At 62.1% G+C, this 20,146-nt stretch carries 21 protein-coding genes; 15 read left to right on the top strand and 6 right to left on the bottom strand.

Features of this window, described 5'->3' with window-relative positions; translation table 11 throughout:
- A partial coding sequence (locus EN943_RS10820) for a LysR family transcriptional regulator (protein ID WP_164778154.1) occupies positions 1-113 on the bottom strand: 113 nt, incomplete at its 3' end.
- A gap of 112 nt (positions 114-225) precedes the next feature.
- On the opposite strand from EN943_RS10820, the gene EN943_RS10815 reads away from it, so the two are divergent.
- From EN943_RS10815 to EN943_RS10790, 6 genes are all read left to right on the top strand, one after another.
- Positions 226-1,881 (top strand): ABC transporter substrate-binding protein, encoded by a 1,656-nt coding sequence (locus tag EN943_RS10815; RefSeq protein ID WP_127412599.1) that lies wholly within the window; start codon positions 226-228, stop codon positions 1,879-1,881.
- Positions 1,878-2,768 carry a DUF427 domain-containing protein gene (locus EN943_RS10810; protein WP_164778155.1) on the top strand — a complete coding sequence of 297 codons (891 nt, stop codon included), beginning with the start codon at positions 1,878-1,880 and terminating at the stop codon, positions 2,766-2,768. The genes EN943_RS10815 and EN943_RS10810 overlap by 4 nt, the downstream gene beginning before the upstream one ends.
- 80 nt (positions 2,769-2,848) lie before the next feature.
- Positions 2,849-3,613, top strand: a complete 765-nt coding sequence (locus tag EN943_RS10805) for an SDR family oxidoreductase (RefSeq protein ID WP_127412598.1) — start codon at positions 2,849-2,851, stop codon at positions 3,611-3,613.
- 420 nt (positions 3,614-4,033) lie between these two features.
- A complete protein-coding gene (locus EN943_RS10800; RefSeq protein WP_127412597.1) occupies positions 4,034-5,008 on the top strand; it encodes an ABC transporter substrate-binding protein in 975 nt (324 codons plus the stop codon).
- A gap of 77 nt (positions 5,009-5,085) precedes the next feature.
- The gene (locus EN943_RS10795) at positions 5,086-6,171 is read left to right on the top strand and encodes a glycine betaine/L-proline ABC transporter ATP-binding protein (RefSeq protein WP_127412596.1); all 1,086 of its coding nucleotides are present in this window, start codon (positions 5,086-5,088) and stop codon (positions 6,169-6,171) included.
- On the top strand, positions 6,168-8,150 hold the full coding sequence (locus EN943_RS10790; RefSeq protein ID WP_127412595.1) for an ABC transporter permease subunit: 1,983 nt from the start codon (positions 6,168-6,170) through the stop codon (positions 8,148-8,150). The genes EN943_RS10795 and EN943_RS10790 overlap by 4 nt, the downstream gene beginning before the upstream one ends.
- Positions 8,151-8,164: 14 nt before the next feature.
- On the opposite strand, the gene EN943_RS10785 is transcribed toward EN943_RS10790, so the two are convergent.
- On the bottom strand, positions 8,165-9,523 hold the full coding sequence (locus EN943_RS10785) for an NAD(P)/FAD-dependent oxidoreductase (protein ID WP_127412594.1): 1,359 nt from the start codon (positions 9,521-9,523) through the stop codon (positions 8,165-8,167).
- Positions 9,524-9,841: 318 nt separating this feature from the next.
- Here EN943_RS10785 and EN943_RS10780 point away from each other — a divergent pair, with 318 nt between their 5' ends.
- On the top strand, positions 9,842-10,558 hold the full coding sequence (locus EN943_RS10780) for an XRE family transcriptional regulator (protein WP_027036053.1): 717 nt from the start codon (positions 9,842-9,844) through the stop codon (positions 10,556-10,558).
- A gap of 356 nt (positions 10,559-10,914) precedes the next feature.
- Here the strand turns inward: EN943_RS10780 and EN943_RS10770 are convergent, their stop codons facing one another.
- From EN943_RS10770 to EN943_RS10755, 4 genes are all read right to left on the bottom strand, one after another.
- Positions 10,915-11,955: a DUF3445 domain-containing protein gene (locus tag EN943_RS10770; protein WP_127412593.1), complete on the bottom strand. Its 1,041-nt coding sequence runs from the start codon at positions 11,953-11,955 to the stop codon at positions 10,915-10,917.
- A gap of 91 nt (positions 11,956-12,046) precedes the next feature.
- The gene (locus EN943_RS10765; RefSeq protein ID WP_127412592.1) at positions 12,047-13,012 is read right to left on the bottom strand and encodes a PDR/VanB family oxidoreductase; all 966 of its coding nucleotides are present in this window, start codon (positions 13,010-13,012) and stop codon (positions 12,047-12,049) included.
- Positions 13,009-13,605: a dimethylamine monooxygenase subunit DmmA family protein gene (locus EN943_RS10760; protein WP_127412591.1), complete on the bottom strand. Its 597-nt coding sequence runs from the start codon at positions 13,603-13,605 to the stop codon at positions 13,009-13,011. The genes EN943_RS10765 and EN943_RS10760 overlap by 4 nt, the downstream gene beginning before the upstream one ends.
- A gap of 41 nt (positions 13,606-13,646) precedes the next feature.
- On the bottom strand, positions 13,647-14,780 hold the full coding sequence (locus tag EN943_RS10755) for an aminomethyltransferase family protein (protein WP_023808732.1): 1,134 nt from the start codon (positions 14,778-14,780) through the stop codon (positions 13,647-13,649).
- A 288-nt stretch (positions 14,781-15,068) separates the two neighbouring features.
- On the opposite strand from EN943_RS10755, the gene EN943_RS10750 reads away from it, so the two are divergent.
- The 8 genes from EN943_RS10750 to EN943_RS10715 all read left to right on the top strand — a co-directional run bounded on the left by EN943_RS10750 (position 15,069) and on the right by EN943_RS10715 (position 20,146).
- A complete protein-coding gene (locus tag EN943_RS10750; RefSeq protein ID WP_127412590.1) occupies positions 15,069-15,356 on the top strand; it encodes a hypothetical protein in 288 nt (95 codons plus the stop codon).
- Between the two features lie 12 nt (positions 15,357-15,368).
- Positions 15,369-15,746 (top strand): hypothetical protein, encoded by a 378-nt coding sequence (locus EN943_RS10745; RefSeq protein ID WP_013532899.1) that lies wholly within the window; start codon positions 15,369-15,371, stop codon positions 15,744-15,746.
- 35 nt (positions 15,747-15,781) lie between these two features.
- A complete protein-coding gene (locus tag EN943_RS10740; RefSeq protein ID WP_013532900.1) occupies positions 15,782-15,943 on the top strand; it encodes a hypothetical protein in 162 nt (53 codons plus the stop codon).
- A 14-nt stretch (positions 15,944-15,957) separates the two neighbouring features.
- Positions 15,958-17,361: an amino acid permease gene (locus tag EN943_RS10735; protein ID WP_127412589.1), complete on the top strand. Its 1,404-nt coding sequence runs from the start codon at positions 15,958-15,960 to the stop codon at positions 17,359-17,361.
- Between the two features lie 45 nt (positions 17,362-17,406).
- On the top strand, positions 17,407-18,096 hold the full coding sequence (locus EN943_RS10730) for a hypothetical protein (protein ID WP_164778153.1): 690 nt from the start codon (positions 17,407-17,409) through the stop codon (positions 18,094-18,096).
- Positions 18,093-18,416, top strand: coding sequence for a hypothetical protein (locus EN943_RS10725; protein WP_027036062.1), 324 nt, complete (start codon positions 18,093-18,095; stop codon positions 18,414-18,416). The genes EN943_RS10730 and EN943_RS10725 overlap by 4 nt, the downstream gene beginning before the upstream one ends.
- Before the next feature lie 103 nt (positions 18,417-18,519).
- A complete protein-coding gene (locus tag EN943_RS10720) occupies positions 18,520-19,416 on the top strand; it encodes a glutamine amidotransferase family protein (RefSeq protein ID WP_127412588.1) in 897 nt (298 codons plus the stop codon).
- Between the two features lie 4 nt (positions 19,417-19,420).
- The gene (locus EN943_RS10715) at positions 19,421-20,146 is read left to right on the top strand and encodes a GXGXG domain-containing protein (protein ID WP_127412587.1); all 726 of its coding nucleotides are present in this window, start codon (positions 19,421-19,423) and stop codon (positions 20,144-20,146) included.

The following is a 20,146-nucleotide window of genomic DNA, read 5'->3' as shown; positions in this document are numbered from 1 at the left end:
CCCCTGATCCGCGCACTGACGGTGGACTGGGCGAGGTTGAGCCGGCCAGCCGCGACGGTGAAGCTGCCATGCGCGGCGACTTCGAGAAAGCTGCGCAGATTTTCAGTGTCCATGCCCACCTCTTGTATCGAAAATTTCGATGACCCCTATCAAAAAATATCGCTTTCCGGCGGCAGTCAACAATGAACTAGATGACTGACCCCAAGACAAGCGAGGAATCCAGCCATGCCCAAGCATTTCCGGATGATCGACAACGCTCGCAGAACGCTCACTGCAATCGAAAATTCCGCTGTCGACGAATTGCTGGCCGGCAGGATGGGCCGCCGCGACTTCCTGCGCCATGGCAGCGTGCTTGGGCTCTCCTTGCCGTTCCTGGGCAGCCTTGTCGCGGCCGCCGGCCTCGGCACCCAGCATGCCCGGGCCGAGAGCAAGCCGGGCGGCACGGTGCGCGCCGGCGTGGCGACGCCGGGCGGCGCCATCGATCCCGTCACCTACTATGACAGCGGCAGCTACCAGTTGGTTTTCCAGACCGCAGAGTTTCTCTGCGTCACCCAGCCGGACCTCACCTTGAAGCCGGTGCTGGCGGAGAGCTGGGCGCCGAACGAGGACGGCAGCGTGTGGACCTTCAAGCTGCGCAAGGGCGTGAAATTCCACAATGGCGAAGATTTCAAGGCCGACGACGTCGTCGCTACCTTCGACCGGCTGGCCGATCCCAACGGCGCTTCCAACGCGCTATCGGTGTTCAAGGGGCTGCTGTCAAAGGGCGGCACCCGGAAGGTCGACGACCACACCGTCGCCTTCCACCTCGATGCGCCGAATGGCAGCTTTCCCTATTCAGTGTCGATCGACAATTACAATGCCGTCATCTTGCCGGCGAGCTACAAGGGCGATTACGAAAAGACGTTCGAAGGCACCGGACCGTTCCGGCTGGAAAGCTACACGCCAAAGGTCGGCGCGACTTTCATCCGCAATCCCGACTATTGGGGCGAGAAGGCATTGCCCGACCGGCTCGAATTCAAGTTCTACGGGGACGTGCAGCCGCGCATCCTGGCGCTGCAGGCCGGCGAAGTCGACATCCTCGATGCCGTCCCGCTCGATGTCAGCCAGGTGGTGCTGAACAGTCCTGACATCACCGTGCTGCGCGTCGCTTCGACCGCGCACCGCCAGCTTCACATGCGCTGCGACACCGGCCCGTTCACCGACAAACGCGTGCGCCAGGCGCTGGCGCTGTGCATCGATCGCTCCAAGCTGGTCGACGGCCTGTGCCGCGGCATGGCGGCGACCGGCAATGACAGCCCGTTCGCGCCGGCTTTCCCGGCGACCGACAAGGCGGTACCGCAACGCGTACAGGACATCGCCAAGGCCAAGCAGTTGCTGGAGGCGGCGGGCCTCGCCGGCGGTTTCGACATCACGTTGACCACGCTGCGCTATTCCGACATTCCCGGCTACGCGCAATTGTTCCAGAATTTCGCCAAGGAGATCGGTGCGCGCATCTCGCTCAACATCGAGGACCAGGACAAATATTACGGCAAGGCGGTGTTCGGCCAGTCGGACTGGCTGGACAGCCCGCTGGGGATCACCGACTACGCGCATCGCAGCGTGCCGAACGTCTTCCTGAAGAGCCCGCTGGTCAGCGACGGCCCGTGGAACGCGGCGCATTTCAAGAGTACGGCCTATGACGGCATGGTCACCAGCTATCTCAAGGCGCTCGATGTCGGCGCGCAGCGCGCTGCCGCCTCCGACATCCAGAAACTGCTGCTCGACGAGACACCGGTCATCTTCAGCTATTTCCCCGATCTGTTGGTGCCGGTGCGCAAGAATGTCAGCGGCTTGCCGCCGATCGCCGCCGGGCTGCTGCTCGATCGCGTGTCATTGAGCTGATCGTGCGCCAGCGCCCGATCACGAAAGAAGAGAACCGGGAGACTACCATTCGCAAGCCCCATCTGCGCGGCCGTGGGCCGCATTTTCCCTTGCTCGACAACATCGTGCAGTACGAATTCGAGCCGGGCTATGTAGCCTTCACCATGCCGACGCAGAAGCGCCTGCGTGTGCAGGTCGGGTCGATGACCGTGGCCGATACGACCAACGCGCTGGTGTTCTACGAATCCGATCACCTGCCGGTCTACTATTTCCCGATCGGCGACGTGCGTGAGGAGTTCCTGCTGCCGAGCAAGACGACGACAGAGGACCCGTTCAAGGGTGTAGCCACCCACTACTCGCTCAACACCGGCATCACGCTGGTCGAGGACGCGGCCTGGCGCTATCTCGATCCGGTCAAGGGCTGTCCGCCTATATCGGACTACATGTCGTTCACCTGGAGCAAGATGGGGCACTGGTTCGAGGAGGACGAAGAAATCTTCGTTCACGCCCGCGATCCGTTCCGCCGGGTCGACTGCCTGCCGTCGTCGCGGCGCGTACAGGTCATTCTCGACGGCGAGCAGGTCGCCGATTCACGCCGCGGCGTGTTCCTGTTCGAGACCGGCCATCCGGTGCGCCACTATCTGCCGATCGCCGACACGCGGCTCGATATGTTCGCGCCCAGCCGCTACATCTCGCGCTGCCCTTACAAGGGTATCTCCAACTACTACCACGTGACGACGAAGGCCAAGCGCCACGAGAACCTGGTCTGGTATTATCCCGAGCCGGTGCACGAGGCGGAGCGCATCAAGGGGCTGGTCTGTTTCCACCACGAACTGGTCGACAAGATCCTGGTCGACGGCGTCGAAATCCCGAAGGAAGCTACGGCCGCGTCGAGCGGTTATTTCTGAGCATCCACGCCATTTGCGCGCGGGCGCTTGATCGAAGCCCGGCTCAGCGCATACCCTCCCTGGGCCAGGGAGGGCACTCGATGGATCTTTTCAAACTGAACGGCGATGTCGCGCTGGTCACCGGCGCCGGCAGCGGCATCGGCCAGGCAATCGCGATCGGGCTCGCCGAGGCAGGCGCCGACGTCGCCTGTTTCGGCCATACATCGAAGGGTGGGCTGGACGAAACCGCGCACCGGATCGCGGCACTCGGCCGCAAAGCGCTGGTGCTGACCGGTACAGTGACATCGCAGAGCGATCTCGCGGCAGCGATCGATCGCATCGAGAGCGAACTCGGTGCGCTGACCGTCGCCGTCAACAATGCCGGCATTGCCGGCTCCGAGCCCGCCGAGACGATGCCGCTGGAAACGTGGCAGAAGGTGCACGAAGTCAATGTCGCCGGCGTGTTCCTGTCCTGTCAGGCCGAAGCCCGCAAAATGCTGGCGCGACGCAAGGGCTCAATCATCAACATCGCCTCGATGTCGGGCACCATCGTCAACCGGGGCCTGACGCAGGCGCATTACAACTCCTCGAAGGCAGCCGTCATCCACATGTCCAGGAGTCTCGCCATGGAGTGGGCCGATCGCGGCCTGCGCGTCAACGTCGTCAGCCCGGGCTATACGCTCACACCGATGAACAAGCGGCCCGAGGTGGCCGAAGAGATCAAGATCTTCAAGCGCGACACGCCGATGGGGCGCATGGCGGCGCCCGAGGAAATGGTCGGACCGACGGTGTTCCTGGCCAGCCGCGCCGCGAGCTTCGTCACCGGCCTCGACCTGATTGTCGATGGCGGCTACGTCTGCTGGTAAGGGTTCGACTTCGCCTGCAGTCTGGAATTTGTACGTCTCGCGAAGCGTTAGTCGTTGCGCGACATGAACCTTGGTATATATAATTTCATCCTATGAAACGGCCTTGGCGAGATGGGGCTTGTCGGGCCGACAGCCGAGAGCATAGGATCTTGATGGCTCGCACCTCGCAGGGCGCCGCAGGACTGGCAATCGATCCGCAGATGATCGCTCCCGCAGCGGTCCGTCGGCAGCCATGACGCCAACATTCCAGTCCTATCCCATCATCACCAGAATTGAGCACCATCTTGCCTGCGCTGGCCAAAGCCGGGGCAACAATTTGGCGCCGACGGCCTTGCGCAAAGACCAGCCTTTCCAACACAATCTAGAAAAGCCGCAAGAAGGGAACGAACGATAATTTTCACAGCTTGAAGGAGAACAAGCATGTCACTTCGCAGTGTGATTTCGAACTTAACAATGGGAGCCTTCGCACTCGCCGCGGCGAGTGCACTGACACCTTCCGCCCAAGCCGCCGCACCCGAATCCAACGATCCGATCAAGATCGCGCTGTTCGACTGGACCAGCGTCAACCTGAACGCCAAGATCCTCGGCGGTATCCTGGAAAAGCTCGGCTACACCGTCGAATATCCGACAGCCGACTACCTCTCCAGCCTGACCACGGGCCTCACCAATGGCGATCTCGATGTCGGCCTGGAATTCTGGGACACGACCGCCGGCGAGGCCATGAAGGCCTCCGATGCGACCGGCCAAACCGAACGGCTGGGCAAGCTCGGACCCAAAGCCAAAGAAGAGTGGTGGTTTCCCGAATACATGAAGGAGAAATGCCCGGGCTTGCCCAATTGGGAAGCGCTCAAGGATCCGAAATGCGCTGAAGCCTTCTCAACCGCGGAGACCGCGCCGAAGGGGCGCTATCTCGGCGGTCCGGTGACCTGGGAAGGCTTTGATGACGAGCGCGTCGAGGCGCTGAAACTGCCCTTCACCGTCATTCATGCCGGCACCGACGCGGCGATGTTCGCCGAGCTGGACTCGGCTTATCAGCGCAAGGCGCCAATCATGCTGTGGATCTATTCGCCGCACTGGGCGCCGGCCAAATACAAGGGCGAGTGGGTTGAATTCCCCGAATACACGCCCGAATGCTATAACGACCCGAAATGGGGCACCAATCCCGACGCCAAGTATGATTGCGGCAAGCCGCATGGCGAGATCTGGAAGTACTCCTGGTCCGGCATGAAGGACAAATGGCCGGTCGCCTACAAGGTGGCCAAGGCCTACACGGTCGACACCGACGAACTCAACAAGATGAGCGGCGAGATCGACCTCGGCGGCAAGACACCGGAAGATGTCGCCGCCGCCTGGATCGCCGCTCATGAGAAAGACTGGAAAGCCTGGGCGCAGTGATCGTTCCAACTGGAAAAATGAGACCCGGCTGCTGACCAGCCGGGCCTCACTTGTTGATGTTCCAGAAGGACGTTTGAATGGCGGACAAGACTGAACAGGGGTCCATTGGGGCGGGCACGCCACACGATGCCCGGCCGGTAAAACTTGCCTGCCGCAATGTCTGGAAGCTGTTCGGATCGAACGCGGCCAATTTCATCCGCGAACGCGACGGCAAGGCCAGCATGGCGGATGTCACCGCTGCCGGACTGGTCGGCGCGGTGCGCGCCGTCGACCTCGAAATCCGCCAGGGCGAGATTTTCATCATCATGGGCCTATCGGGCTCCGGCAAATCGACACTCGTGCGCTGCATGTCGAGGCTGGTCGAGCCGACCCATGGCAAGGTCGAATTCGAAGGCAAGGACCTGCTGAAAATCTCGGATGCAGCGCTGATCGAATTGCGGCGTCATCGCATGGGCATGGTGTTCCAGAATTTTGCGCTGTTACCGCATCTCAACGTGCTGGAGAACATCGCCTTCCCGCTCAGCATCCAGGGGCAGGACCGGCCGACACGCGAAGCGCGAGCCCGCGAGGTCATCGAGCTTGTCGGCCTGCGTGGCCGCGAGTATTTCTATCCGCGCGAGCTGTCGGGCGGCCAGCAGCAGCGCGTCGGCATCGCCCGCAGCTTGGCGACAAAGCCGGAAATCTGGTTCCTAGACGAGCCGTTCTCGGCGCTCGACCCGCTGATCCGCCGCGAGATGCAGGACGAGTTGATGCGGCTGCAGACCATGCTGCACAAGACCATCGTCTTCATCACCCATGATTTCGACGAGGCCATCCGGCTGGCCGACCGCATCGCCATCATGAAGGATGGCGAGGTCATCCAGATCGGCACGCCGGAGGAACTGGTGGTCAATCCGGCGACCGACTATGTCGCCGAGTTCACCCGCGACGTCGACCGCGCCAAGGTGATTTCGGCACGCAGCCTGATGCGCGCCTGCGACGGCTCGGAGCATGGCGGCACGGTGGCGCCAGAGGCCAAGATATCGAGCTTTTCCGCCAACATCGTTGCGACCAACAAGCCGTTCGCGGTGGTCAACGGCACCGGCAAGCCGATCGGCGAGGTGACGCCGCAAGCGGTGATCGATCTGCTGGCCGGCATCGATCGTTCAAGGGCCGGCGCATGACGGTGACGGCAAGCGCCAGCGTGGCAAGGTCGCGGCCGATTCAGATCTGGCTGCTGATCTGGGCCGCAGCGCTTGCCGCCGTGCTGGTCGTTTTCCTGCTGCAGGACCGCCTGCCCTGGGCCGTCAACTACCCGGCAAGCGCGGTCTTGCCGGTCGCCGACTGGGTCAGCGCGCTGATGCGCTGGATCAAGTCGAACCTGTCGTGGCTGACCCGCTCGATCACCGCGGTGCTCGGCATTCCGCTCGATTTCGCGCTCAATCTGCTGGCCAAGAATTTCAAGATCGGCCATGGCACCGACGCCTATGTCCTGCCGCGCCTGTCCTGGATCGGCGTCTGCGCCGCCGCCTTCCTCGCCGGTCATGCCGTTGGCGGCAGAAAACTCAGCCTGCTGGTCGGCGGCTGCTTCCTCTACATCGCCCTGTTCGGCCAATGGACCAGTGCCATGCTGACGCTGGCGCTGATTTCCATCGCGGTGCCGTTCTGCATCGTCACCGGGCTGTTCGCCGGCATCTGGGCATGGCGCAAGCCGTGGGCGGAAAGGCTCATCGTCTCCCCTGCCCTCGACCTGATGCAGACGATCCCGACCTTCGCCTATCTCATTCCGATGCTGCTGCTGTTCGGCAACAGCCCGGTGTCGGCGATGATTGCGACCGCCATTTTCGCCACGCCGCCGATGGTGCGGGCAACGATGCTGGGCCTGTCGCGGGTGCCGTCGGAGATCGACGATTTCAGCGAGATGGCCGGCTGCACGGCGCGGCAGAAACTGTGGCGGGTGCTGCTGCCGTCGGCGCGGCCGACACTGATGATCGGCGTCAACCAGGTCATCATGCTGGCGTTGAACATGGTGATCATCGCTTCGATGATCGGCGCCGGCGGCCTCGGTTACGACGTGCTCCTGGCGCTGCGCGCGCTGAAGGTCGGTGAGGCGATGGAAGCAGGTCTCGCCATCGTGGCACTCGCCATCGCGCTCGACCGGCTGAGCCAGGCCATCGCGCACAAACAGGCAAAGGGCCATGTTCATCAGGAGATGCGCCCGAGCCTCTGGCGGCGCTACCCCAACCTGACGCTGGCGATCGCCATTCTCGTCATGACGACGCTGCTTGGCCTGTTCGTGCCAGCCTTCGCGGCGGTGCCAAAAGCGATCACCTTCACCACCGCACCGCTGTGGAAGGCGGCGGTGAACTGGGTGACGATCAATTTCTTCGACATGATCGAAGCGTTTCGCGTGGCGCTCATCCTCAATCTGCTGAACCCGCTGCGCGCCTTTTGCGAGGGCTTTCCCTGGCTGGGCGCGGTATTCCTGCTCGGCCTCGCCGGCTATCAGCTCTCCGGCCTGCGGCTGGCCGTCCTCGTCGCCGCGCTGACCGCCTTCTGCGCCATCACCGGCCTGTGGGAAAAGACCATGGCGACAGTCTATCTCTGCGGCATCTCTGCTTTCGTCGCCTGCCTGATCGGCATCCCGATCGGGCTGATGGCTTCGCGCAGCGACCGTTTCGAGAAGATCGTCACACCGGTCATCGATACGCTGCAGGTGCTGCCATCGTTCTGCTTCATCATTCCGGTGGTGATGCTGTTTCGGGTCGGCGACGTCACCGCGATGATCGCCACCATCGCCTTCGCCGTGGTGCCGGCGATCCGCTACACCAATCACGGCATCAGGCAGGTGCCGCCGGCGCTGATCGAGGCGGCCAAGGTTTCGGGCTGTACGCCGCGCCAGACCTTCTTTCGCGTGCAACTGCCGCTGGCCCTGCCGGAGATCATGCTGGGCGTCAACCAGACGATCCTGATGGCGCTTGCGATGATCATCATCTGCGCCATGGTCGGCACGCGCGATCTCGGCCAGGAAGTGTTCATCGCGCTGTCCAAAGCCGATTCCGGCCGCGGCATCGTCGCCGGTCTCGCCATCGCCTTCATCGGCATCGTCGCCGACCGGCTGTTCAGCGCCTGGACGGCGAAGGCCAGGGCAAGGCTGGGGTAGCCAGGCGCGCCGCCCTACTCCGCCGCGACGCCCTTCACCTCAAGATAGCTCTCCATCGAATCGTCCAGCGCCTGCAGCCACGGTGTATGGTGCAGCGGCGCCATGGTGCCGGTCATCAGCGAGCGGTAGGCGTGGTCGCGGAAGCTCATAATGTCTTCGCCCTTGTGGTGCTCCCACTCCATGAAGGTCTGGTTGACCGCCTCGACGTCGAAACCGGGATAGTCGGTCTGGTCCATCAATTCCTTGGTGTAGTCGCCCTGGAACCAGATCATCTGCTCGGCGTCTTCGAGCGTCTCCTCGCGTGCGCGCCACTTCGCGCCGTGCTCGGCCATCGCTGCGGCCGAGGGCAGCTTGATGCGGCCCATGATGACGTCGCGGGCGAACCAGGCCTGCGCGTCGAACATGTTGAAGGTGTAGAACTGGTCCTGCATGCCGATATAGGACAGCTGCGGGTTCTTCTCCCAGACGACACCTTCATAGAGGTCGAGCGGCCACATGCGGTTGGCGGTCTTGAGCTTCAGGTCGTCGGTGAGGAAGGGGAAGGAATGCAGATAGCCGGTGCACAGGATAATGGCGTCAACGTCTTTCGTGGTGCCGTCCTTGAAGTGGGCTGTCTTGCCGACGACCTTCTGCAGCAGCGGCACCTCTTTCCAGTTGTCCGGCCATTTGAAGCCCATAGGCTTGGAGCGGTAGCTGGAGGTAATGGATTTGGCGCCATATTTGTAGCATTGCGAGCCGATGTCCTCGGCCGAATAGGAGCGGCCGATGATCAGGATGTCCTTGCCCTTGAACTCCATCGCGTCACGAAAATCGTGGCTGTGCAGAATGCGGCCGTTGAAGGTCGAAAAGCCCTCGAAATAGGGTACGTTGGGCACCGAGAAGTGGCCGGAGGCAACGACGACATTGTCGAACTCTTCGGAATAGGTGACGTCGTTGGTGCGGTCATGCGCGGTGACGGTGAATTTCTTCGTCTCGCCCGAAAAGGTGACCATGCGCACCGGGCTGTTGAAACGCACCCATTTGCGCAGGCCTGATTTTTCGACGCGGCCCTTGATGTAGTCCCACAGCACGGCGCGCGGCGGATAGGAGCCGATCGGCCGGCCGAAATGCTCCTCGAAGGTGTAGTCGGCGAATTCCAGGCATTCCTTTGGTCCGTTCGACCAGAGGTAGCGGTACATTGAGCCGTGCACCGGATCACCATGCTCGTCGAGGCCGGTGCGCCAGGTGTAATTCCACAAGCCGCCCCAGTCCGACTGCTTTTCGAAGCAGACGATTTCGGGAATATCGGCGCCCTTGTCGGCCGCCGACTTGAAAGCCCTGAGCTGTGCCAGGCCGGATGGACCGGCTCCGATGACGGCAACGCGACTTTTCATGGCAGGCCTCCCGATCTGGTTTCGACTTTTGTCTTGACGCAATTCCCAAGGGGAAAGCGCTATGCGCCTTTCCCGGAATTGCTCTTACGAAACAAATTTCACTCACAGGGACAGTAATTGGCCCTTTCGTGCTGTCAACAGTGCGGTGCTGAAACTGGGTTCCGCCGCGGTGGATTTCCTGAGAAAAACCGGGCGCGGCCAAACGCCGGATCGTGCGCATGCGCTTTCAGGCGACTTGCCGTCGCAGTTGCGCTGCTGTATCGGCACCTGACATGTTCACCTAGAGTGAAATAAATCCGCAGGAGTGCCGGGGGCGACATGGCGAAGAAGGTTTCCGATTCCAAGGCTGGTCCAGCCGGTGCGACGGCCAAGCCGCTGCCAAAGGTTTCGGCCGACGGCAAGACCATCCGCGCGCCGCTGACGCAGAACCCGCATGCCATTCGCGACACGCGCGAAAAAGTGCTGGAGGTGGCGATCGGCCGCGAGGTGCGGGCCTTCCGCAAGAAGCTCGGCATCACCGTCGCCGACCTGGCGGTCGCCACCGACATTTCGCTGGGCATGCTGTCGAAGATCGAGAACGGCATCACCTCGCCGTCGCTGACCACCTTGCAGGCGCTGTCGCGGGCGCTCGGCGTTCCGGTCACCGCCTTTTTCCGCCGCTTCGAGGAAGAGCGCAGCGCCGTCTTCGTCAAGGCCGGCCAAGGCCTCGATGTCGAGCGCCGCGGCACCCGCGCCGGCCATCAGTACAATTTGCTCGGCCATATCGGCTCCAACACAAGCGGCGTCGTCGTCGAACCCTATCTGATCACGCTGACCGAAGATTCCGACGTGTTCCCGACCTTCCAGCATGAGGGCATGGAGTTCCTCTACATGCTCGAGGGCGAGGTCGTTTACCGGCATGGCAGCAACCTCTATCCGATGAAGCCCGGCGACAGCCTGTTCTTCGACGCCGACGCGCCGCACGGGCCGGAACAACTGACGAAACTGCCGATGCGCTATCTGTCGATCATCTGCTATCCGCAGAGCGCGGGGTGAGCTGCCAAGCTCTCTTCCTCTCCCTCCGGAGGGGGGAGAGGTGGCGCTGCGAAGCAGCGACGGAGTGGGGGAAGGCGGTCCTCAAACGTGAAGCCGCTGACAAGTGGGCACGACCGAGCAGGCTGAAATCTTGGCCGGCAGGTGGCAATCGGAGGCATCGCCTGGATGTGAACTAACGACCGCCGAGCTAGATCGACCCCCACTCCGTCGAGCTTCGCTCGACACCTCTCCCCCGATCGACGGGGTAGAGGAAAGGCGCGAAACCAGCCCGCGCCGGCCCTTTCGTCCTCTCCTCCAGAGTTGCCCTTTGGCGAGACAAGGAATTTCACGGAGAAGGCGCTTGCGGAAATACAAGCTCAATCCGGCCCAAACCCCGGTGATGTCGCACTCCCATCGTCCAGCTTCGACAGCCACTCGACCAACGCCGGCCGGTAACGCGTCAGGCCCTTGTAGTTAGCGAGTTCGTCGGGCAGGTCGCGGATGACGCGATGCAGGCGCCGGGCCCATTTCGGCTGCGTCACCAGTTCGTCCATCTTGATCAGATAGCAGCGGATCGGAAAGACGATGCCGTTGGAGCGCGGCAGGCGCCAAAAACTCTGCAGCTCGACGCGCAGATGCACCTTGTCGCCGACATTCTCCGGCGTCACCGTTGCCCGGTCCGGTCCCCATTTGTGGTAGTTCTCCGGGCTGGTGTCGAGGCGCGGATTGACGGTCATCGTCCAGTTCAGGCGCCGTGCCGGCTTGCCTTGCTGGATGTTGGTGAGGAACTTCAGCGCCCTGACGAAAATCCCCTTCTCGTGCGCCAGCGGCACCGGCGCGTGCCACTCGAAAAAATTCATGCCGATGTCGAAGTCGAGCGACCAGTCGGCCTGGGTGGTGACCATGCCGGCATCCATCCACAGATTGCCGTCGCGCTGGTCGAGAATGCAGAAATCGCCCTGGCTCTGCCGGGTGATGTATTCCATCGGCCCGTAAGGCAGCGTCGAGGTGTCGCCGAAGGTGAAGGTGTCGTCGATGCCGAGCGGCCGGTTGATCCAGCGCCATCTGTCGCCATCGCGGGTCAGCGTGAAATGCTCGGGATAGCCCAGCGCCTGCTGCTCCATCAGCAATTCGAGCAGGTCCCAGCCGGCCAGCGTCATGTGCGGCAGCGACTGGCAGCGCAGCGGATCCTCGGCCAGCACCAGCGCACGGTCCTGCATCTCGGCGACATAGTGCTCGTCGACGTCGATCAGGTTTTCCAGCACGCTACCCTTCGGCCCGACGACATGCGGCTCGATGTTGACCGCATACATGTAGGCGTCTTCGTGAAACGGAAACGGGAAGCGCCTGATGTGCTCCGGGCTGTTCTTGAAGGTGAAGTCGTCGCGGAACGTTTCCTTGCGAAAGGTGATGCCCATGATTTTCTCCTAGAGCGGGCAGTCCGCTCTATCTCTTTGTTTTAGCCGCATTTCTGCGACGCCAAGTGTATTCACTTGGCGGCAAAATGCTCTACCGCTCCAGCACCAGCGACCGGCCCTCGAAGCGCGACACGCACGGCATGATCTTCTTGCCCGAACGGTGCTCTTCCTCGCTCAGCCAGTGGTCGTTGTGAATGAACTTGCCGTCGCAAGAGATGACGTTGGTTTCGCACTGGCCGCAGACGCCGCCGCGGCAGAGATAGGGCGGATCGACGCCGGCCGCCTCGATCGCTTCCAAGAGGCTCTGCTGCTCATCGACCCTGATCGACTTGCCGCTGACAGCAAGCGTCACGTCGAAAGGGAGTCCGGGCTGGGGTGCCGCGAAATGCTCGAAATGCACGGTTTCCGCTGGCCAGCCAAGGCTTGCTGCGCGATCACGTACCCAGTTGATCATGCTGGCCGGGCCGCAGACATAGAGATGCGTGCCAAGCGGCTGCGTCGACAGCAAGCGGTCAAGCTCGATGCGCTCGTCGAGGTCGTCATGATAGAGCCTGACCCTGCGGTCGTAGCGCTCGCGCAGCACATCGGCATAGGTGCCGAGCGATGCGGTGCGGCAGGTGTAGTGCAGTTCGAAATTGCCGCCTTCCGCCGCCAGTTGCGCGGTCTGTGCCATGAACGGCGTGATGCCGATGCCGCCGGCCAGCATCAGATGTTTTTTGGCCCGCAGGTCGAGCGAGAACAGATTGACGGGATAGCTGACCACCATCTCCATGCCGGGCTTGACGCTCCGGTGCATGAACAGCGAGCCGCCACGGCCGACATCGTCGCGGCGTACCGAGATCGTGTATTCGCGCGTGTCGAGCGGCGAGCCCATCAGCGAATAGGGATTGAGCCTGGTGCGTTCGCCGTCGCGCATCTCGACCACGACATGGGCGCCGCCGGAAAAGGTCGGCAGAAGCCCGCCGTCGCGCCGGCGGAAATGAAAACGTGTGACGAGGTCATTGACCGGGACGACGTCACTGACGACGACATCGAGTTTTGTTGTTCCGGTGCTCATCGGAAAATCTCCTCCATCGGAGGGACCTCTGAGCGATCTTCCGCATTGATGCAGACGCCCTGGAAGGCGGCGATGCGCCTGGAATAGTGATCGCGCACCAGAAGCAGCAGGCCGCAATGCGCGCAGGTCGCCGGCTGCGTCGTCACATTCTCGGTGATGCCCTTGCAGTGGACGCATTGCATACGCCGCGCCAGCGAGCCGCGGTGCTCGGTCTGGATCGAGGTGTGGTCGATGCCGGCTTCAAGCGCCACCTGCATCGCCTGGCCGATCAGACCCTCGGTGCCGGCGAGGTAGAGCCGCAGGCCCATATGCGCGTTGGCGAGTGTCTGCCTGAGCCGTGGCAGCAGGCTGGCGAAGGACGGCGCCTGATGGAGCTGCGCCGATTTCAGCGCTTCGAGGGCGGCGGTGTGTTTGCCGTCAGTCCCGGGAACGAAGACGATTTCGGCGTCATCGAAAAACCCGGGCGGCGCCCTCCCGGCCATCTCCGCGATCGCCAGCGCCCCTTCCGCATCGGCGATAAAAAGATGATGCTTGCCGGGCTGCGGAGACAAGGTTCCGTAAACAGGCCGGCTGATGATGCTTTTGGCTGCCATTTAAGTCTTCGTGCCTCGAACCCCTCGCCGTCGACTATGCCTCAACCTTTCGCCGTGCGCTTGGTCTTCTTGGGATCGTCGAATGGCAATGGCTGGGCGGTGGCCTTGATGGCGCCGCTCTTGTTGCGGATTTCGAGCTTGGTGTCCTTGACTGCGCAGTCGACGTCGAGGCGGGCGATGCCCATCGATTTCTCGACCAGCGGCGAATACATGGCGCAGGTCACCACGCCGACCTTTTTGCCGTCGCGATAGACCGGCGCGCCTTCGTCCGCCGGCTCCTTGCCGTCGAGCAGCACGCCATAGATCTTGAAGCGTTCCTTGCCTTTCAGGCGGTAATGCTCCTCGGCGCCGCGAAAGCCGGTCTTGCCGGGGCTGACGGTGAAATCGAGGCCGAGCTCCCACAACGTGTCGCCAGGGCCTTCGTTCTCGAACGGATACTTTTGCGAATTGTCATAGGGATAGAACAGCAGATAACTTTCGACGCGCAGCATGTCGAGCGTGGTGAAGCGGCACGGAATGATGCCGGCGCTCTTGCCCTCGTCGAGGATCCTGTCCCAGATCGTGCCGGCATCCTGGCCGCGGCAGAAGATCTCGTAGCCGCGCTCGCCGGTATAGCCGGTGCGCGAGATCATGACAGGCAAGCCGAACAGTTGCGTCTGCATATGATGGAAATAGTTGAGGTCGCGAATGCCCGGCACATGCTTGGCCAGATAGTCGACGGCGGTTGGCCCCTGCAGCGACAGATCGTGCAGGTTGTCGTCGAAGCGCAGCGAGACGTCGCGCCCTACCGAAGCACGCTGCAACTCCTCATGGCCGGTGCCCGAACCATGCACGACCATCCAGGCATTGGGGCCGGTGCGGTAGAGGATGCAATCATCGGTGAATTTTCCCGCCTCGTTCAGCATGCAGGCATAGGCCGACTTGCCAGGATAGATCTTTTCGACGTCGCGGGTGGTGGCGAGATCGATGAGATGTGAGGCATGCGGCCCGGTGATGTGGACCTTCTTGAGGCCTGAGACGTCCATCAGGCCGGCCTTGGTGCGGATGGCGATGTACTCCTCGTCGGCATCCTTGTCGTAGGTCCAGGCGGTTCCCATGCCGCTCCAGTCTTCGAGCTTCGAACCGAGCGCTCGGTGGCGATCCGCCAGGGTCGAAAATCTCCAGGATGCCGTCATCCGCTCGTCCTCCGTTTCGATAATGCTCTGCTGTTCCCTGCCCCCTGCGCAGCGGCGGGAGCTTTGGCCGAATATTGATCGCAAACGCCAGGGCGCCGCAATACCCATAAGCAATTAATTTCATTGTCAGGCAAAATCCGTTGCACCAAGCAAACAGTTAACCTCACGTAAATGGCGCTTGACAATTGCCGGATTCAGACAGAACTTATGAAAAAAATTTCACTCTGTTGAAAGAGGCCGACGGACGGGAGATTCGGAACCGGACGGCGGAAAAAAGGGGAAAAACCGATGTCAGACATGCAACAGCGCATCGAAGCGCTGTACCGTTCCGACGTGCGCGGATCCGCGCTCCTGATCGTCTGCCTGTGGGCGACGATCCTCTTCGTCCTCCTGATGACGTGGCCCTACATCCCGCACAACGGCATCAAGGCCGTGGTGGCTATCGCTGCCGCCGCCGTGCTGATCTTCAACACGGCCGCCATCCTGGCGATGGTGAAGCACTACAAGGAAGACAAGGAATTCATCTACGGGCTCGACATCAAGAACGCCGACGCATTCCGCAACCGCAAGTCCTGAGGGGTAGAAGAGATGTCCCGCTATACGCCACCGGAGCAGAGCAAGGCCGGGCAGGTTTTCGACATCGCCGTCGTCGTCGTCGCCATTTTCGTGGCGTTGTGGCTGCCGCTCAAACTCGGCCTCGCCGGTGCGGCGAAATCCATCGATGCACTCGACGCCAAGACCTGGGAAGCGCTCGGCCAGAACCCGACCATGGCCTCGATCTGGGAAAAGCTCGGCTATACGCCCGAGACCGCGCACGACATCATCCAGAACCGCTTCCACTATGTCATCGACTGGCCGACGCTGATCATCATGGCGGCGGTGCTGATCGGTTATTTCGTCTTCCTGTTTCGCGCATCGGACCGCGAATATCGCGACGTCATCAACGAAAAATTCGACGACAAGTAAGAGTTCTGAGGACGATTTAATTCGGGGACACGATCATGTGGGTGGCACTCTCTTACGCATGCTGGGGCATCTCGATCGTGCTCGCTTTGTGGATGCTCTACGACTGGTTCAAGGTCGACACGACCTTCTCCGAAGAGGTGCTGACCTCCTCGCGTGAAGGCGAACTGGAAGCCACTTCCGAAAAACACCGGATCTAAGTGAGGATTGAACAATGACGATCACACTTGAACCGGCTGCCCCGGCTGCCCAAGGGGACAGAGTTTCACTCCTGCGCGTGCTCGGACCAGCCCATGTCTGGGCGCTCGGCGTCGGCATCGTCCTGGTCGGCGAATTCACCGGCTGGAATTTTTCCGCGGACAAGGGTGGCGCACTTGCCGCGCTGATCGTCTGCTGGGTCGTCGGATTGCTTTACACCTCGGTCGCGATGATCGATTCCGAGGTGACATCGACCGTGGCCGCCGCCGGCGGCCAGTATGCGCAGGCAAAGCACATCGTCGGACCGCTGATGGCCTTCAACGTCGCGCTGTTCCTGGTCTTTGCCTACACGATGCTCGAGGTTTCCGACGCCATCCTGCTCGGCGACACCATCGTCGCCAAGGCGGGGGTCGAAGGGCTCACCCACAATTCCTTCATCGCCGCGACCATCGTCGTGCTGGCGTGGCTGAACTATCGCGGCGTGCTGATGACGCTCAACGTCAACTTCGTCATCACCGCGATCGCCTATATCTCGATCGTCATCCTGTTCTTCTCGGTCAGCCCGTGGACGCAAGGCGCGGTGCTGAAGCTGAACGAGCTGGTCACGCCCGGAAATGCGCTCCCCTATGGCTGGATCGGCGTCATCGCCGCCTTCCAGTTCGGCATCTGGTACTATCTCGGCATCGAAGGCACCACACAGGCCGCCGAAGAAGTGCGCTCGCCGGCCCGCTCGCTGCCTTACGGCACCATGGCCGGCATGATCACGCTTTTGATCGCGGCGGCCATGACCTGGTATGTCTGCGCCTCGCTGATGCCTTGGGAATATCTCGGCATCACCTACTATCCACTGTGGGACGCCGGCAAGCTGACCGGCAGCCCGCTGCTCGAGAACCTGTTGTTCGTCGCCACGCTGCTGGCGGCGCTGGCGTCGGCCAATGGCTGCATCAACGATGCGGCGCGCGCCTGGTTCTCGCTCGGCCGTGATCGCTATCTGCCGACATGGTTCTCGGCCGTGCACCCGAAATATCGCACCCCCTATCGCTCGATCCTGTTCCTGCTGCCGATCGCGCTGGCCTTCGCCTTCATCGCCGACCTCAACCAGGCGATCACCTTCTCGATCCTGTCGGGAGTGCTGCAATACACGTTCATGAGCATCAACATCATCATGTTCCGCAAGAAGTGGCCGCTGGGCTCGATCCGGCGCGGCTACACGCACCCCTTCCATCCGATTCCGGCCATCGTGCTGTTTTGCCTGTGCGTGGTGACCTTCTTCGCCATCTTCCTCGGCTTCGGCTCGCAGCTGATTGCCATGGTCGCCTTCTATTTCCTGATCTCGCTGTGGTTCCATTTCTACCGCTACAAATTCGTGCGGCGCGGCGATCAGTTCACCATGCCGTGGCCAAAGCCGCAGGGTTATTGATGGGAGTAGGCCCGTCCGCATCCCGGACGGGCCTGGCATGAGAAAATGTCCGAGGTGACATCAGCACTGTTGGCCGGGGCCATTGTCCTGGCTGTCGTTCTCCATCTTGCCTGGCAGGCGCGTGCCGGCCGCAGCAGGGCATCGATGGCGCTCGCCGTCGAGCAGGGCCGCATCCGCACAGTCATCGCCGACGCAGCCAATGTTTCGGACGGCACCGCCGGCGTCATCACCTGGGAAGGATCCTGGAACAGCAAACGTGTCCAGGTGCGCACCATCGTCGATACGCTGGCGACGCGGAAACTGCCGGCGCGCTGGCTTAGTGTTTCGATCACCGAAGAGGTCGCGGTGCCGGCGACGTTCGACATGATGATGCGGCCGGGATCGCCGACGACCTTCTCCAATTTCGATCATCTCGAACACACGCTGCCCAAGGCTCCGGGATTTCCCGCCGAGGCGGTGCTGCGCACCGACCGCAGGGCGGCGCGCTTTCCGCAAGGCCTCATTGCCAGCCATATCGAGATCTTTTCCCAGGGGCGCGCCAAGGAATTGCTGATCACCCCCAAGGGTATACGCATCGTCTGGCTGCTGGCGGAGGCCGAGCGGGCGCGCTATGGCGTCTTCCGGCAAGCCGAATTCGGCGACGCCACACTCGATCCCGCGCTGATCGAAAGACTGCTGGTGTCGGTGTCGGCGCTTCGCGACGCGATCAACAAAAGCGAACGGCAGGCCGCATGACCAGTTCCGCCACTGCACCCACCAGCCCCTATCTGGTTCTCGGCGCCGCAATCGTGCTGCCGGCAAGCGGGCATGTCATTCTGGGCGTACCGGTGCGCGGGCTGCAGTTCCTTTTCTTCATGGTGATCCTGGCATGGGTGACGGCCAAGATCGCGCCGCCTGACGCCAGTTTTGTCGGCCGTCACGCCGGCGGCTTTCTCATCTATGCCTTGTCGATCCTGGACGCCTACAAGCTCGCCCGCATCCGCACCGCCAAATGGGTTCACAACGCCCGGCAAGGCAACGAAAGTGGACAGAGCGGTGTTGAGTCGCATAGGTAACTAGAGGAATATTTTTTTCATACGATTGAATTTGTGCAGCTCATTCGATACATCATCTCTCAGCTACAAACGATCTCTTCGCTACAAACACCGGGAGGCTGACATGTGTGGAATTGTCGGACTGTTTTTGAAGGACAAGTCGCTGGAGCCCCAGCTTGGTGCGATGCTGTCGCAGATGCTGATCTCCCTCAGCGATCGCGGCCCCGACAGCGCCGGTATCGCCATCTATGGCGCGCCTTCCAAGAATGAGGCCAAGATCACCATCCAGTCGGCCAGGCCCGACCGCGATTTCCGCGGCCTCGAGGCGGAACTCGCCAAGGCCATCGGCTCGCCGGTGACGATCGCGGTGAAATCCACCCATGCCGTCGTCAGGACCACGCCCGCCAAGATCGATGAAGCGCGCGAAACCATCCAGGCACTGCGCCCCGACATCCGCATCATGGGTGCCGGCGACGTGGTCGAGATCTACAAGGAAGTCGGCCTGCCCGAGGCCGTGGTCGATCGCTTCGATGTCCGCCAGATGACCGGCACGCATGGCATCGGCCATACCCGCATGGCAACGGAATCGGCGGTGACGACGATGGGCGCGCATCCGTTCTCGACCGGCGCCGACCAGTGCCTGGTGCACAATGGTTCGCTGTCCAACCACAACAATGTCCGCCGCGAACTGATCCGCGAAGGCATGACCTTCGAGACCGAGAACGACACCGAGGTCGCGGCCGCCTACCTCTCGTCGCAGATGGCGCATGGCAAGAATCTCGGCGAAGCGCTGGAAGGCACGCTCTCCGACCTCGACGGCTTCTTCACCTTCGTCGTCGGCACCAAGAACGGTTTTGGCGTGGTGCGCGACCCGATCGCCTGCAAGCCCGCCGTGATGGCCGAAACCGACCAGTATGTCGCCTTTGGCTCGGAATATCGCGCGCTGACCAAACTGCCCGGCATAGACAATGCGAGGGTCTGGGAACCCGAGCCCGCAACCGTCTATTTCTGGGAGCATTGAATTCATGCCGGCAACCACGCTTTCCAAGACCGCGGCACACGACCCTCGGGTCTTCGATCTCGACCAGCTGTCGCTGCGCGAGCTCAACCAGGCGCTGCACAATCTGGCTCCCGGTTCGAACGAAACGGCATGGGAAGTGCTGAACCCGAAAGGCAGCCATTCGGTCGCCGTCGGCGTCGACCAGCCTGTTGCCATCGATGTGCGCGGCAGCGTCGGCTACTACTGCGGCGGCATGAATTCCGGCAGCACCATCACCGTGCATGGTTCGGCAGGCCCCGGCGTCGCCGAGAACATGATGTCGGGCTCGATCACCATCAAAGGCGACGCCAGCCAGTATGCCGGCGCCACCGGCAAGGGCGGCCTGCTGGTCATCGAAGGCAATGCCTCGTCGCGCTGCGGCATTTCGATGAAGGGCATCGACATCGTCGTCCACGGCAATATCGGCCATATGTCGGCTTTCATGGCGCAGTCGGGCAATCTGGTGGTGCTGGGCGATGCCGGCGACGCGCTGGGCGATTCCATCTACGAGGCGCGTCTCTTCGTGCGCGGCAAGGTCGACAGCCTGGGTGCCGACTGTATCGCCAAGGAGATGCGGCCCGAGCATCTGGAATTGCTGCAGGGCCTGCTCGACCGTGCCGGCATCACCGGCGTCAAGCCGTCGGAGTTCAAGCGTTACGGTTCGGCGCGCACGCTCTACAATTTCAATATCGACAACGCCGACGCGTATTGA

It is taken from the genome of Mesorhizobium sp. M7A.F.Ca.US.006.01.1.1 (assembly GCF_003997935.1).
In the GTDB taxonomy this organism is placed as follows: Bacteria; Pseudomonadota; Alphaproteobacteria; order Rhizobiales; family Rhizobiaceae; genus Mesorhizobium.
Note: the sequence above shows the minus strand (reverse complement) of the source record. Positions and strands in the feature narration are given on the sequence as shown.